At 32.1% G+C, this 15,854-nt stretch carries 13 protein-coding genes; 5 read left to right on the forward strand and 8 right to left on the reverse strand.

Annotation, left to right across the window (positions count from 1 at the left end):
- Window position 1 precedes the first annotated feature (1 nt).
- A complete protein-coding gene (locus tag Q0V67_RS05090; RefSeq protein ID WP_297597672.1) occupies window positions 2-568 on the reverse strand; it encodes a HutD family protein in 567 nt (188 codons plus the stop codon).
- Window positions 569-677: 109 nt separating this feature from the next.
- Complete coding sequence (locus tag Q0V67_RS05095; protein ID WP_297597674.1) at window positions 678-830, reverse strand: hypothetical protein; 153 nt, start codon at window positions 828-830, stop codon at window positions 678-680.
- A gap of 148 nt (window positions 831-978) precedes the next feature.
- Between Q0V67_RS05095 and Q0V67_RS05100 the strand changes: the two genes are divergently transcribed.
- Genes Q0V67_RS05100 through Q0V67_RS05115 form a run of 4 tightly spaced genes read left to right on the forward strand, consistent with a single transcriptional unit; the run spans window position 979 to window position 6,421 of the window.
- Window positions 979-2,118, forward strand: coding sequence for a YibE/F family protein (locus Q0V67_RS05100; RefSeq protein WP_297597676.1), 1,140 nt, complete (start codon window positions 979-981; stop codon window positions 2,116-2,118).
- Window positions 2,105-3,970, forward strand: a complete 1,866-nt coding sequence (locus tag Q0V67_RS05105; RefSeq protein WP_297597678.1) for a 5'-nucleotidase C-terminal domain-containing protein — start codon at window positions 2,105-2,107, stop codon at window positions 3,968-3,970. The genes Q0V67_RS05100 and Q0V67_RS05105 overlap by 14 nt, the downstream gene beginning before the upstream one ends.
- A 56-nt stretch (window positions 3,971-4,026) precedes the next feature.
- Window positions 4,027-4,995, forward strand: coding sequence for a type I phosphomannose isomerase catalytic subunit (locus Q0V67_RS05110; protein WP_297597680.1), 969 nt, complete (start codon window positions 4,027-4,029; stop codon window positions 4,993-4,995).
- A gap of 16 nt (window positions 4,996-5,011) precedes the next feature.
- On the forward strand, window positions 5,012-6,421 hold the full coding sequence (locus tag Q0V67_RS05115) for a hypothetical protein (RefSeq protein ID WP_297597682.1): 1,410 nt from the start codon (window positions 5,012-5,014) through the stop codon (window positions 6,419-6,421).
- 260 nt (window positions 6,422-6,681) lie between these two features.
- Here Q0V67_RS05115 and Q0V67_RS05120 read toward each other — a convergent pair whose 3' ends face one another.
- Window positions 6,682-7,881, reverse strand: coding sequence for a phosphoglycerate kinase (locus tag Q0V67_RS05120; protein ID WP_297597683.1), 1,200 nt, complete (start codon window positions 7,879-7,881; stop codon window positions 6,682-6,684).
- A 108-nt stretch (window positions 7,882-7,989) separates the two neighbouring features.
- Window positions 7,990-8,997: a type I glyceraldehyde-3-phosphate dehydrogenase gene (gap, locus tag Q0V67_RS05125; protein ID WP_297597685.1), complete on the reverse strand. Its 1,008-nt coding sequence runs from the start codon at window positions 8,995-8,997 to the stop codon at window positions 7,990-7,992.
- A 258-nt stretch (window positions 8,998-9,255) separates the two neighbouring features.
- On the opposite strand from gap, the gene Q0V67_RS05130 reads away from it, so the two are divergent.
- The gene (locus Q0V67_RS05130) at window positions 9,256-11,334 is read left to right on the forward strand and encodes an HD domain-containing phosphohydrolase (RefSeq protein WP_297597687.1); all 2,079 of its coding nucleotides are present in this window, start codon (window positions 9,256-9,258) and stop codon (window positions 11,332-11,334) included.
- Between the two features lie 10 nt (window positions 11,335-11,344).
- On the opposite strand, the gene Q0V67_RS05135 is transcribed toward Q0V67_RS05130, so the two are convergent.
- The 4 genes from Q0V67_RS05135 to Q0V67_RS05150 form a co-directional block, all read right to left on the reverse strand.
- Window positions 11,345-12,637 carry an APC family permease gene (locus Q0V67_RS05135; protein WP_297597689.1) on the reverse strand — a complete coding sequence of 431 codons (1,293 nt, stop codon included), beginning with the start codon at window positions 12,635-12,637 and terminating at the stop codon, window positions 11,345-11,347.
- 91 nt (window positions 12,638-12,728) lie between these two features.
- Window positions 12,729-13,691 carry an aromatic acid exporter family protein gene (locus Q0V67_RS05140; RefSeq protein WP_297597691.1) on the reverse strand — a complete coding sequence of 321 codons (963 nt, stop codon included), beginning with the start codon at window positions 13,689-13,691 and terminating at the stop codon, window positions 12,729-12,731.
- 122 nt (window positions 13,692-13,813) lie between these two features.
- Entirely contained in the window at window positions 13,814-15,160 is a 1,347-nt protein-coding gene (locus tag Q0V67_RS05145) for a HAMP domain-containing sensor histidine kinase (protein WP_297597693.1), read from the reverse strand.
- Complete coding sequence (locus tag Q0V67_RS05150) at window positions 15,157-15,846, reverse strand: response regulator transcription factor (RefSeq protein ID WP_297597694.1); 690 nt, start codon at window positions 15,844-15,846, stop codon at window positions 15,157-15,159. The genes Q0V67_RS05145 and Q0V67_RS05150 overlap by 4 nt, the downstream gene beginning before the upstream one ends.
- Between the last annotated feature and the right edge of the window lie 8 nt (window positions 15,847-15,854).

Here is a 15,854-nt window from a genome sequence, read left to right on the forward strand (position 1 = left end):
TTTACTCTTTAATAAGAAGTGAAAGTAAAATACCTTTCCCATCCCCTTCGATATGGAAGTTATTTCCACAAGCTATAAGAGTATCGCCAGGTTCTAAAGTGTATTCATTTTTATTGACAGTTAAGTGTTTAATTTTATTTAAATTATAATAGATGTTGATTGCTTTATTAGAGAGTGGCTCACCATAAAAAGTTCGGTAGTCAATAATTTGAAAATCTAGGAGATCAATATTTTCTTTGTAGATCAAATTGAAATCGATACATGCTGTATCGCATGTGCTTTTTGTATAGCTATCACCAGAAAAAAAGATGTGTGAGAATGGGTCTAGAAAATAATCTCGACCATCGATATCGAGTTTTACATTTCCAGAAAGTAGAACGAGTAATCTTTTGTAACCTTTAAAATCAGAAAACTTATACTCTCCGGGATTGATTGTGGCTGTTGAAACCCTGAAATTAAAAGGACTGTCAACAGTAGAGCCATCTGGATATATATATAGCTCTTTCGAGATTCCACCAGACCAATAACGTTCTTTTTGATTTGATTTTTTTATTATCTTATAATCCATTATTTTCCTCCGTATTTGAAGTTATCATAATAATTATATAGCCCATAAAAGCAAAATAATCAAGAGTAAATTGGAAGAAAATAAAAAAACTCTTGAATAACAAGAGTTTTTACGCAGTTTCTGTAAGTTCGTTTTTATGTTTAAATGATTCAATAATAGTTTTGTTGTTCATGTCTTCTGAGTTTAATCCCAAAATTATTAAATCCAATAGTTCATCAATACTTTTACCTTTGAGTAGATTTTTTATTGCTTTTTCTGGCATAGTTACACCTCTCTAAAAAATTGATAATAAGTTACATTGAGTATTATACAAAAATTGTTTAGAATAGTCAAATAAAAAAAGATTTTTTTTGAAAAAAATGATATAATTTATGAGGTTAATGATTATAAATAGAACAAGAGGTTGAAGAATGAAGAGGATAATATTACCAATAATAGTAGTTTTGTCGATTGTATTGATGGCTATATACTCGCCTAAATTGACAAAAAATTTGAAAGGTGGACAAGTTTTTTCACAAGAATTTGTTAAAGGGATTGTAAAAGAGGTCATTTCTGAAGATTTAATGCATGATCCTATTATGGAAGGTAAATATAGAGGAAATCAAACTTTGAATGTAGAGATACTCGAAGGGAAGAGAAAAGGAGAGATTTTTAAAGTTCAAAACTCTTTGAGTGCCCTTCACAATGTATATGCAAACAAGGGCTTAAAAGCGATATTTACAGTTCGGGAAACCCAAGGAAAAACAACAGTGTGGTTATATAATCTTAAAAGAGATGGAGCTATCTATTTTTTAGCGGCTATCTTTATAACTGCTGTACTTGTACTGGGTAAAATGAAGGGATTAAAATCTCTTTTAGCACTTGTATTTACAGGATCAGTCATAATCTATATATTGATACCGCTGCTTTTTAAAGGGGTAGATCCAATATCTACATCGGTATTTCTCTCATCTTTGATAATTGTTGTGAGTTTTCTTTTGATCGGAGGATTTGATAGAAAAACATATTCAGCAATTATAGGTACGATTTGTGGGATAACAATCGCAGGATTGATATCGTATGGATTTGGGCATGTCATGAGTTTGAGTGGATTAAATCTTTCAGAGGGACAGCAACTTCTCTACATAACAAAAGATTTTAAACTTAAAATAGAGGGGCTATTATTTGTTTCAATTTTAATAGCATCTTTAGGAGCCGTAATGGATGTGGCGATGTCAATATCTTCATCGGTGAACGAGATACACCAGCACAAACCAAATCTTTCTTCAAAAGAGCTGTTTCATTCAGCTATGGTTATAGGAAGGGATATTGTGGGAACGATGATAAACACGTTGATACTTGCTTTTGCAGGGGGATCACTCCCTTTAATGATGATGATTTGGGGATATGGTATGGTCTATCAACAGTTTATAAATATACCGGCTATAGCTATTGAGATTGTGAATGCTTTGGCTGGAAGTATAGGTATAATAGCAACTGTTCCAGTAACGGCAGTTGTTTCAATATTATTAATAAAAAAAGAGTGGGAGGAAACAAATGAGAACAACTAAATTTTTTGTTTTAGGAACTCTTCTGTCTATGGCTTTGATAGGTTGTGGAAAGAAAGAGGAAACACCTAAAACAGCAACAAATACCGAGGTTAAAGAGTTTAAAGAAAATAAACTTAATATGGAGAAAAAAGTTATTAAAAAGGGAGAAGCGGGTGCCGATGAGGTAACGGTATCGTTTGCTGCGACATCAGATGTACATGGAAGAATATACCCATATGAGTATGGAATAGACTCTGAGGATAAAAGTGCAGGATATGCTAAAACTTATACTATTGTAAAAGCGTTGAAAGAAAAAAATCCAAATCTAATTTTAGTTGATGTTGGAGATACTGTTCAAGATAACAGTGCTGAGCTATTCAACAATTTAGAGACTCATCCAATGGTTGAAGCTATGAATACAATGGGATATGATGCATGGGTTTTAGGAAATCATGAGTTTAACTTTGAAAAGGAGTTTTTATTAAGAAATGTAAAAAACTTTAACGGGTCGGTTATCTCTGTGAATATTGAAAATGAAGATGATGGTTCAAAGTTTGTATTACCATATCAAATATATGATGTAGAGGGTGTTAAAGTGGCTCTAGTGGGAGGAATACCACCTCATGTACCTATGTGGGAAGCGTCTGCTCCTGAGCACTTTAAAGGGCTTACATTCGAAGATCCTATGACTGCTGTAAAAGAAACTTTAGATGAATTAGAGGGAAAATATGATGTTTTAGTTGGAGCTTTCCATTTGGCAAGAAAAGATGAGTATGGGAAAACTGGTGTGTTTGATTTAGCACAAGCTTATCCTCAGTTTGACTTAATCTTTGCTGGACATGAGCATGCAAGATATGTTACTGATGTGAATGGAGCGACAGTTCTTGAGGCGGGAGCTTATGGTTGGGGAGTTTCAAATGGTGAAATCAAAATGGCTAAAAAAGATGGAAAATGGGAAGTTAAAGAGGTTGTAGCTAAAAACTTAGAGACTAAAGATGTTCAAGCCGATACTACAATTTTAGAGAAATTTAAAAATGTTCATGAGGAATCAAGAGCGGATGCCAATAAAATAGTTGGAAAAGTAAATGGAAAATTTATAGAAAAAGCTGACTACATAACTGGTCAAGACAAAGTTACAACAATGCCTACATCTCAATTACAAGATAACGCTATCATAGAGCTTATAAATGAGGTTCAAAACCACTATGCAAAATCAGATGTGTCAGCGGCTGCGGTATTCAACTTTGATTCAAACCTAAATGCAGGAGATTTTAAAAAGAAAGATGTTGCATTTATATATAAATATACAAATACTCTTATGGGTGTTAACCTGACTGGAGAGAACCTTCTTAAATATATGGAGTGGTCTATGAACTATTACAACCAAGCTCAGCCTGGAGATGTAACAGTATCATTCAATCCAAAGGTTAGAGGATATAACTATGATATGTTCGACGGTGTAAACTACAAGGTGGATATATCTAAACCTGCTGGAGAGAGAATTGTTGATGCAACGATAAATGGTCAACCCATCGATCCGAAAAAAACATATAAAGTGGCTGTGAATAACTATAGATTTGGAAGTCTACTGAATTTAGGGCTTGCAAATTCTGAGGATAAATACTATGATTCTTACGAGGAGCTACAAGACGGTGGAAGAATAAGAGATTTAATTGTAAGATATGTTCAAGAGGAACTGAAGGGAGAGTTAAATCCTAAAGTTGATAACAACTGGGAAATCATAGGTTTTGAAAACAATGTACCTGGAAAAGATAAGATTATTGAAAAAATAAAAGCGGGAGAGATTGTAATTCCAATGTCTGAGGACGGAAGAACGCTGAATATAAAATCAATAAACATAAATAACAAATAATATATTTTAAATTTTAAAAGAGGAGATTTTTTTCTCTGTAATCTACAGGAGGAGTAATGTATTTATTAAAATTCAAAAAAAATTTAGTTGAGAAAATATGGGGTGGAAGAGGCTTTGAAACCACTTTAGGATTTGATCTTCCAAAAGATAAATTATATGGTGAATCTTGGGAAGTGAGCTGTCATCCATCGGGTATGTCCTACGTTGAAAATGGTGAATGGGCAGGGAAATCTTTGGAAGAGCTATTTAATAAGTTCAACGAGGAACTTGTAGGAGAAGAGATAGTAAAAAAATATGGAGAAAAATTTCCTCTTTTAATAAAATATTTAGATATAAATGATAAGTTATCAGTTCAAGTTCATCCGAGTGATGAGTATGCCTTGAGAGTGGAAAAGGAGTTTGGGAAAAGTGAGGTTTGGTATGTAATGGAAGCCAGCCAAGATGCCAAACTTATACTGGGACTAAAAAAAGAGATAACTGCAAAGATGTATGAGCAAAAGGTTAAAAACAAAGATTTTTTTAACTTATTCAATGAGGTGAGTGTTAAAAAAGGAGATTTTATAGATGTTAAGCCAGGTGTTGTTCATGGAACTTTAGAGGGATCAATATTGATATGTGAAATTCAACAGAATTCAGACACAACATATAGAATATATGATTTTGATAGAGAAGTGGATGGAGTGAAAAGAGAGCTCCATTTAGAAAAGGCAATGGATGTCATTGAGTTTGGAAAAGATGTATGTGTGAGTTCCGAAGAAAATAGAGAGAAAAAAAGTGTTGAAGGTGCAACAATTGAAGAGTTAATTAGGGGAGATTATTTTTCGATAGATAGAATACTTGTGAATGGAGAGTATTTAGATGGAAGTTATAAAAATTTCAGAATCTATTCAATCTTGGATGGAGAAGGGGTTATAACTTCAAAAGGAAGAGAGTATAGAGTGCTTAAAGGGGACACATATTTTGTTCCGGCAAATTTAGATACGACGATTTCAGGAAAAGTTGAGATAATGAAAAGCTATATTTAAAAAAAGGGGGGAGTTTATGTCACATACACTTATAACTTTACTAAAAATAGTGCTACATGGAGATATTCATTTGGATGAGATAGCTAAATATATAGATTTAGATGTCAATTCGATAGATAGAAATATACAGATACTAAATGGATATTTAAAAGAAAAAGGCATAGGAGAGATTGAGAGAAGCAACAACATCTATAGTGTAAAAAAGTTAAATGGGGATGTTTCTGATTTTTTTTCTAAGCTGGATATTTTATCTTCTAAAGAGAGACAAGACATTTATTGTATAAGACTTTTATTGAATGGATATATAAATTTAGAAAAAGAGAGACAACAGATGGGGGTATCAAGGACAACAGCCATAAAAGATTTTAAAAAAGTTAGGGAGTATTTACAGGAACAAGAGATTTTTTTAGAATCTAAAAACTCAAAGGGGATATTTTTAAAAGAGGAAGACAATTTAAAAATAAGATATATTCTGTGTGAAAGAATGATGAAGCTTTTTGTGGACAGAGATTTTTTATCCAGACAAAGAAAAGAGTTATTGCTTGAAATTAACGTATTGGACGAGATTTTATATCTGAATACCTACACAAAACTTATAGAAAAATTAGGGATAAGAAAATCTATATTCTCTTTCTATGCAATATATTCTATGGCGATAATAGATAGTTTTAAAAAAAATAGGATTGAGTATAACATTGAGAGTTTAGATCAAGAAGAGGATTTTAAAAATATTTTAGAGACCGTAAAACTGGAGATAGGTGAAAATCCAGGAAAAGAGATACAGGAATTCTTAGCTATAGTTTTTTTACAGGTGAAATATTTGATGAAGTTTGATAGAGAGATTTCAGACTCATATGAAAAATTTCATGAGAAAGTTTCAATTAGATTGCATATCGAAGGCAAAAATAAAGAGATATTGAGAGAGTATTTAAAATCTTGTTACACAATATCATTTTTAAATAACAGGTATGGGGTTTTATGGGTTAGAAAAAGACCTCTATCTGAAAAATGCTTACAGATGATAGAGACGATTGAAAAAATTTTAAAAGAGTTAGGTATAAATATGATATACTCTGATATTATGAGACTGGCAGGATGTGTTACCAATTTCTTTTTGACAGAGGAGTTCAAAAGTGGATTTAAAGTTTTAGGTGTGTCTAAGAATGCAAATGATGAGTACTCAAATAGAGTTATAAGGTGTATAAAGGAGTTTTATCCAGAGATAGAGTTTCAAATGGAGTCTTTTTTATATTTTAGATTTAAAAATAGAAAAGAACTTGAATCTTACGATATGATTATCTCGGATACAGAGACATTTAGTGGTGGAAACTTGAGAAGAGTGAATACATTTAGCATAAGAGAGGTTCAAAAATGTTTTATAAATTATGCTTTGGGTAAAAGACTAATTAAAGACGAAAAACTTTAATGTGTTTTTTATAAAGGTAAAAGAATCGAAAAAAGTATATATACACGCTATACAAAAAATGATATTCTATATGTACAAATCCTTTTCTCTAATATATTCCCCCTAAATATATATTACGAGAAATAATAAATTCCAAAAGAACTCCACCCCCCCGGAGTTCTTTTAATTTTTTGTATAAAAAAGGAGTTATCGTTTACTGATAACTCCTTTTATTTTAAACTATATTCTAGTTATTAATGTGGTAGTCTTAATTCTAGATATTAGTTGTTAGATATAGATTCAACACCTGGTAATTTTTTTCCTTCTAAATACTCAAGAGAAGCTCCTCCACCAGTAGAGATATGAGAGAATTTGTCAGCAAATCCTAAAGAGATAGCAGCAGCAGCAGAATCTCCTCCACCGATAATAGTTGTAGCATTCTCTAAGTTAGCGATAGCTTCACAAACTCCGATAGTTCCTTTAGCATAGTTAGACATTTCAAATACACCCATAGGTCCATTCCATACAACAGTCTTAGCTCCAACCAATTGCTCAGTAAATAACTTTACAGTAGCAGGTCCAACATCTAATCCCATCTCATCATTAGGGATTTCATCTACAGATACAACTGAATGAGGTGCATCGTTTGAGAACTCTTTACAGATAACTGTATCGATAGGTAAAATGATTTTTCCTTCAGCTTTTTCAAGAAGAGATTTCGCAAGCTCAACCTTATCCTCTTCAACAAGAGAAGTTCCAGTATTTTTTCCTAAAGCTTTAAAGAATGTGAACATCATAGCTCCACCAATTAAAATTTTATCAGCCTTAACAAGTAGGTTTTCAATAACTCCAATTTTATCAGAAACTTTAGCTCCACCTAGGATAGCAACAAGAGGTCTTTCAGGTGCATCCACAGCTCCACCGATAAATTTAATCTCTTTTTCCATTAAAAATCCTGCAGCAGTATTTCCTTCTCCAATATTAGCAGCGATTCCAACATTTGAAGCATGAGCTCTATGTGCAGTTCCGAATGCATCATTAACAAAAAGGTCTCCTAAAGAAGCCCAGTATTTTCCTAATTCAGGATCATTTTTAGACTCTTTCTTTCCATCTAAATCCTCAAATCTAGTGTTTTGGAACATTAGAATCTCTCCATCTTTTAGATTGGCAACAGCCTTTTCTAACTCCTCTCCTCTTGTAGCGTTAACAAAAGTTACAGGTTGTCCTAAAAGTTCTGACAATCTTGCAGCAACTGGAGCGATATTTCTCTTCTCTAAATCTGCAGCTTCTTTAACTTTTCCCAAGTGAGAGAAAGCGATTACTTTTCCACCATTTTCTAAAACATATTTTATAGTTGGTAAAGCAGCTACGATTCTATTTTCATCAGTTATTTTTCCATCCTTCATAGGAACGTTGAAATCAACTCTCATTAAAACTTTTTTACCAGCTACATCTAAATCTGTTACTATTTTCTTTGCCATTTTATAAACCTCCAAAAAGAATAAAATATATAGTTAAGTTATATTTTTTTAAAAAAATAGCGGAACCATTGAGTTCCGCTATTCTGTTTATTCTGTTTTATTCGAGAATTACTTAGATAACTCTACGAAATACTTTAATGTTCTTATTAATTGAGCTGTATAAGACATCTCGTTGTCATACCAAGATACAGTTTTAACTAATTGCTTGTCTCCAACTGTCATTACTCTTGTTTGAGTAGCATCAAATAATGATCCGAACTCTATTCCGATGATATCAGAAGAAACTAATTCCTCTTCAGTGTATCCGAATGATTCGTTAGCAGCAGCTTTCATTGCAGCATTGATCTCTTGAACTGTAACTTTTTTATCTAAAACAGTTACTAATTCAGTTAATGATCCAGTTATTACTGGTACTCTTTGAGCAGATCCATCTAATTTTCCAGCTAATGCAGGGATTACAAGTCCGATTGCTTTTGCAGCTCCAGTTGTGTTAGGAACGATATTAGCAGCAGCAGCTCTAGCTCTTCTTAAATCTCCTTTAGCATGAGGTCCATCAAGTGTGTTTTGGTCATTTGTATAAGCATGAATTGTAGTCATTAATCCTTCTACAATTGTAAAGTTATCATTTAAAACTTTAGCCATAGGTGCTAAACAGTTTGTTGTACAAGAAGCTCCTGAGATAACAGTTTCAGAACCATCTAAGATGTTTTGGTTAACGTTGAATACAACAGTTTTGATATCTCCAGTTGCAGGTGCAGAGATAACTACTTTTTTAGCTCCAGCTTCTAAGTGAAGTCCAGCTTTCTCTTGTGATGTGAAGAATCCAGTACACTCAAGAACGATATCCACTTTTAAAGCAGCCCAAGGTAAATTCTTAGGATCTCTATCAGCTAAAACTTTAATCTCTTTTCCATTAACATAGAAACCATCTTCTGTAACCTCTATAGTTCCATCAAATCTTCCTTGTGCTGAGTCATATTTGAAAAGGTGTGCAAGAGTTTTTGCATCTGTTAAGTCGTTTATTGCTACTACTTCAAACTCTGGGTTGTTGATCATTAATCTTAATGCTAATCTTCCAATTCTTCCGAATCCATTAATCGCTACTTTAACTGCCATTTGGAAACCTCCTAAAAATTTATGTTTTTTTTAAAAATTAAGTTCGTTTATTTTTGTACATCTTACAAATCATACGGAAACAAATTCTATTTTCTTTTTTCTTTGTGAAAAATAATATTGTTTCTATGCCTTTATAATATATTATCTTTTGGAATTTGTCAATTTAATGCGTGGAACTAAAATTAATCTTTTTATGATTACTTTTTCATTAAAATTATAGTATAATGAAAAAAACTTACATTAGGGAGAAAAAAACAGATGAAAAAGGTACTATTGTACTTATTGGTTACAATAAGTTTGTTTGCTAGTGAAAATGTAGTATTACTTGAAAATGAAAATAGTTTCTTCTTCTACAAAAAGGATGGAGTATCAAAGGGGTTGTATCCAAAAATATTTCAAGACATCAATAAAAATCAGGGATTGGACTTAATAGTAAAAGAGCTGGATACAAATTTGATACTGGATATGGAGCAAGGGAAAGATATTCTTATAATGGATTTGGTAGAGAATGAGCAAAGAAGAAAAAAATATTATTTTATTCCGACTTTTTTTTATTTGAAAGCGGATATGTACTTTATAAATAGAGAGTATGAGGATATAACTAATTTTTATCAGAAAAGAGTAGGGGTTATAAAAGGAACATACTTAGATGGGCAGTTTAAAGAGAGATATGGATTTTTAAAAACTGTGATAATAGATATAAAGACCAGAGAAGATGGTTTGAATATGCTCAAAAAAGGTGAGATAGATGGTTTTGTATCAGATAACCAGTATGGATTTTCAGAAAGATTAAATACAATTGCATTGAATAGAATAGATCAGATGGTGACAACGCTCGCTGTACCCAAAAGCAACGAGAAGCTATACAATATATTAAAAAAGAGTTTTGAAAGAATCTCATCGCAGAGATTGAAAGAGATGATAAGTCTATCAAGAGTTGAATACTATAGAGACAAATTCGGTGAGAAGTACTCAGACTTATACAATAAAGAAGTGAACGTATTGTTTCCGTCTGAAAAAAGTATGTATCCTCTCTACTATAAAGAGAATGGAAAAGAAAAGGGCGTAATAACAGATTATTTAAAAGACATAGAGGATATATTGGGGATAAAGACCCAGAAAATATTTGATACTAATTTTGAAAATTATGAGGATACAGAGATTGTTGTAGCCACAATCTTGGGCTTAAAAGAGAGTAGGTTGAATAGCAATCCATATTATACACTGAATCCTGTTGTTTTTAATAGAAAAAAAGATGGGTTTATAACAAATATTTTGGAGGTTAAAAAACAAAAATTTGCTGTTGTAAAAGGAAGCTTTTATTTGGAGTGTCTAAAAAAGTTTTTAACAGAAGAGAATTTTATATATGTAAAAACTTTGGATGAGGCTATGCAAAAGGTTGCGAATGGAGAGGTTGACTACGGTATTTCAGATCATAAAATTCTATCCAATAAACTCTATAACGGGAACTATAGCAACGATTTAAAAATAGCGGGGATACTTGATGAAAAACATAGTCTGTCAATGTCAGTAAATCCAAAATATCAAGGGTTATATGAAGCTATAAACGATATATCAGTGAGCTTTTTAAATGAAAATATGAGTAAAAATATATACTGGCTTCAAAATAACTATGAGGTGAACGATTATCGAAAACTGGTTATTGCTTCTTTAGGGATGCTTTTTTTTAGTTTGTTTATGATGAATAGAGCAAAAAAAGGATTGAAAGAGAAAAAAAGATATGAGCAACTCATGATGTCTCTTGTGGGGGCTTTAGAAGCTGTCAATCAATATAACGATACGGAAACAGGAAACCATATAAAGAGGTTGAATCTTTATTCTGAGTTATTGGCCAATAAGCTAGGATGTAGTAAAAAATTTTGTGAGGAGATTGGAAAGGTCGCATCTTTACATGATGTTGGGAAGATAGGTATAGATAGGAATATCTTGAAAAAACCTGGGAAACTGACAGAAGAGGAGTTTGAAGCGATAAAGGTTCATTCTGAAATAGGTTATGAAATTATAAAAAAATCAGAGATAAGTGTTATGGCTGAAAATATAGCGAGATATCATCATGAAAAGTGGAATGGAAAAGGTTATCCCAAGGGGTTAAAAGGTGAGAAGATACCTTTGGAGGCTAGAATTGTTTCTGTTGTGGATGTCTACGACGCTTTGAGGCAAAAGAGAATCTATAAGGATGGATTTTCTCATGAAAAAGCGATAGCTCTTATTAAGGCTGAAAGAGGGGTAAGTTTTGACCCTAAGGTTGTGGATATTTTTATAGAAAGTGACTTTAAATTTGAAAGGCTATTTAATATAAACAGTAAAAAGGAGTGAGGGATAGCCCTCACTCCTTTTTAAGTTGTTTTTTAGCATAAAAAATATAAAATAGATATCCAACAAAAAGTCCAACAAGAATAAATATTATTTTTTCTAAAGATGACTGATAGAGTAACCATATAGATAAAACAATCGCTGTCACAGGAATTATTGGTCCCAGTGGGATTCTATACAGTGCTCTCATCTTTCTTTTTCTAAAAACTAGAACTGAACCAGCTGTTGATATAAACTCGATAAGACGAGCTATAACTGTAAGACCTGCAAGAAATATAAAGTTTCCATAAAGAGCAAGAGAAACAGCGATAGAAGTTGTTATGAGGATAGCAAAACCAGCTGTTCCAAATCGTCCTTTTTTATTGAATATTGCTGGGAGGTAGTTGCTGTCAGCAAGAGCTTGAACAGACCTAGGAGCAATAAAAGAAAGAGCGATAGTGATTCCACCAATAGAGATCAGTGTGGCAATAGTTATGAATAAAAAACCAGCATTTCCAAAAACAGAAGCTGTGGCGGCTGCAATAGGAAGAGAACTGGTCGCCAGCTTATCTCCCAGAAGACCAATACATAGAACCATAATTAAAAGATAGAAGATGGAACAAAATATCATGACAGCTATGATAGCTTTTGGTAGATTCTTAGTTGGATTATCCATATCTTCAGCCGCTACGGCCAAAAGATCAAATCCTGTGAAGGCATAGAATATAACTAAAGTGGCAACCCCTAAGTTTCCAGTTGCAAGTCCTTGATCTATCTTGGGAATTAAAGGGGTAAAATCTGAAAAATTAATAAAAAATATTCCAATTAGGATAAAAAGAAAAAGAGGAACAAGTTTACTTACTGTAATCACATTGTTTAATATTTTAGAAAATTTCACTCCCAAATAATTAAGGAGCCCTAAAACTATTCCAATTCCAACAACCGCTAATTTGTTGTAATAAGGGTCTGAAAATTTAGGATATAAACCTCCTAAAGCTGTTAAAAATCCTTGGATTTCAGCCGCCCAACTAACAATTCCTATAAACCAAGCAAACATACCTATTTCAAATCCAATAAAACTTCCAAATGCCTCCTTAGCATAGACAAAAGAGGAACCGTTTTTATCGAAAATACTGGAGGTTTCAGCAAAGCAAAGAGCTAGAAAAAGAGCTAAAAGAGCGTTGATTAAAACAACAACAATACTAGCAACCCCAACATCAGCATAAGCTTTATTGGGTAAAAGAAAAATTCCAGAACCTATAATTGAATTTATTCCAAGAAAAAAAATACTCCAAAAACCTAACTTGTTATTGGATAAATCATTCATATAACCACCTCGTAAAAGTTATCTTAAATATCATCTTGATTTTACAATATCAATTAAAAATCTCCTTTTTTTAGAAAAAATATAAAAGATTCTATAGAATGTTACTTTTTTTTAGTTCGATGAGAGTTTTAATATTTTCAATTATTTGGAAAAGTGAAGCATCATTTTCAAAATCAGATGTTTGATTAGAAAATTCATTTTTAAATTTTACTTCAAGTCTTTTAATCCTTTTTAGTAACATATTATATGTATACTCCGTGGAGGAGAGGGTTGCAAGATCTCGAAGAATAGATGAAAGCTCAAGAGAACTGGAACTGTTGTTGCTGAACTTGTCAAAGTTTTCTCGAATTTTTAAAAGGGTTAGATATTCAGAGTGTTTAATGGAGTAGTTTTCAGCAATAGCCAATTTTTTATAAAAAATTTTATTATCTTTTTCCATTTCAACTAAAAGTTTGCAGTCATGAAGTTTTGATTTGAGAGATTCAAATAGTTCATCTTGTGCAAGAGATACAGATTTGTACTTAAGAGTTTTTGAAAAATCTAAAATAATATCTTTCATAATGGTATCTACCTCATCTAAAGTTGAAAGTATTTCATTGTTTTGGCTAGGCATATATAGGTTGGAGATAATAGCGCAAAGAACTCCAACAAGAAGTAGATAAAATTGATCGAGCACAAATATAAGGCTTATATTTTCATCAAGTAAAAAATGTGTAGCTAAAACTATATTGGTAAAAAAGCCTTGCATGAGGTTGAATCTGATGCAAAGGGGCATAAAAATAGCTGTAAAAATAGCTAAAGATATAGGATTGAAACCCGAGAGTTTGATTATAAGTGAAGAAAGAAAAAGACCAAATGATGCGGCTAAAACTCGTTCTAAAGAGCTCCTAAAAGACGCTTTACGGGTACTTTCTAAACTTAGAATACAGATAGTGGCAGCTGAATATGGGTATTCCAAATTGAGATGCTGAGCTATGAGTATCGCAACATAGGGGCCAATCATATTTTTAAAAACCCTGTGTCTATCATAGGTCGTTAATTTTTGAAAAAACATATCTCCCTCCAAATCTAATAATTCGATTGATACTTCTGTCATTGTTATTCAAAAAAAAAGTAAAAATCTTTGAAAAAATAAAAAAAGTCTAAATTTTACTTAGACTTTTTTTGTTTGAATATTTAAATTTTGAAATATATTGAGATTTTAGTTCCATGATTCAATTGACTATCTATTGTTATATCTGCCTCTATAAGATTTAATATCCTTCTTACAATAGTCATTCCTAAACCATGTCCAGAGACTTCTTTACTTCTGGATTTATTGGCTCTATAAAATCGATCATAAATATGGATTAACTCTTCAGAAGACATTCCAACTCCGTGGTCTTCGATTGTCAAAATGACCCTATTTTGAGAGTTAGTTGAATTTAAAGATATATCTATAGGTTTGTTATCACCATATTTGATGGCGTTTTCTAATATATTTTTAATTAAAAGCTTAACTAGCCCTTCATCGGATTCAATAATAGTATAGTTGGGTTCAAAATTAACAATAGATTTAGGATAGATCATTTTTAGAGAAGAGGTTGCCGAAACGATGATTTCAGAAAGTTCTATCTCACTTTTACCGGATTTAATATCTCCCTCTTTAGCTATGAAAAGAAGTTTCTCGATAAGATTTCCCATATCTTTAGTTTCTTCCTCTATTGATGTCAAAGCCTCGTTTAGAATGTCAGTATCCTTTTGCCCCCAACGTTTTATCATATCGATATAACCCCCGATTATAAAAATAGGTGTTTTTAGTTCGTGGGAAGCGTTGTGAACAAATTCAATCTGTTTTTTATTTTGTTCGTCTAATCGTTTTAGCATCCTTTCATATGACCCCCAGATATTGTCAAATTCTTTGAATTGATTCACTGGCTTTAGAATCTCTAAATTTTCAAGAGTGATATTGGAATTGAGGTTCTCCAAGGTTATAAGCTGTTTATTTATTTTTTTTAGTAGCTGTTCTATTATAATTGCAGAGATAACAATGAAAAATATTAGTCCACCCATAAAAATTTTAACAATATTAAAAAAGAATTTTTTTTCAGGTTTTAAATCTTTAACCAGCATGACATTATAGATATCACCATCCTTATTTTTCACGTTGTTGGAAAGGATGAGATATTCATAAAAATTAAAATTCTCTACTTTATTATCTTGAGCAACTTCCAATATTTTTTTGTTATGATTTTCAGAATAAATATTATCTCCAAATTTAATAATCACTTTTAAGTCGTTTAAAGTAGGGTTTTCAGCTTTGAACTCCTCATTTACCAAATTATCAGTAAAAATTTTCATAGTGACAGAACCGGGTTCATCTCCAATTTCATAGTCTAAAAAGCCCATTGCATTCCTCAGGTGAAGTTTGGAAGTGTTTATTAAATACTTTCCAGTTACCGCTAAAGAGAGCACAAAAAGGAGTGTAAAAAGAACGATGAGTTGAACATAACTTTTTTTTAATGTACCGGATAGAGTTCTCAACTATTTTCCTCCTTCTTTAGAGTGTAACCAAATCCCCGAACAGTTTTTATATATCTGTTTTCAGGGTCCAATTTTTTCCTAAGAGCTTTGATATACATATCTACAATTTTTCCATCTCCGAAATAATCATGACCCCAAACATTTTCTAGGATATGTTCTCTTGAAAGAACAAGCCCTTTGTTTATCAGAAGGTGGTGTAAAAGGTTGTATTCTGTTTTTGTTAACTGTACTGGGCTATCATTTAGAAAAACCTCTTTTGAATTGAGATTGAGGGCTAACTCTTCAAATTTAATTATTTTCTTGTCGTAAAAAACAGTTTTATTTCTAAAAATAACTCTCATTCGAGCTAAAAGTTCGCCAATAACAAAGGGTTTTGTAATATAGTCATCGGCTCCTAAATCTAAAAGTTCAATCTTACTAAAGGTTTCATCTTTAGCAGTTAAAATTAAAATGGGGATATTGGATTCGCTTCTTATTGTTTTACAAACTTCCTCTCCGCTGATTTCAGGCATCATTAAATCTAAAAGTATCAAAGAATAAGAGTTTTCTCTGAATTTATTCAACCCTATCTTTCCGTTGGAAGCTAGCTCTACATGGTATCCTTCATGGATTAATTCCAGCTCTAAATATCGTCTAATTTTTGGATCATCCTCTATGATAAGAATAGATTTTTTATCTGTGCTCACTTCAATCA

Source organism: uncultured Cetobacterium sp. (genome assembly GCF_947072685.1).
Classification (GTDB): domain Bacteria; phylum Fusobacteriota; class Fusobacteriia; order Fusobacteriales; family Fusobacteriaceae; genus Cetobacterium_A.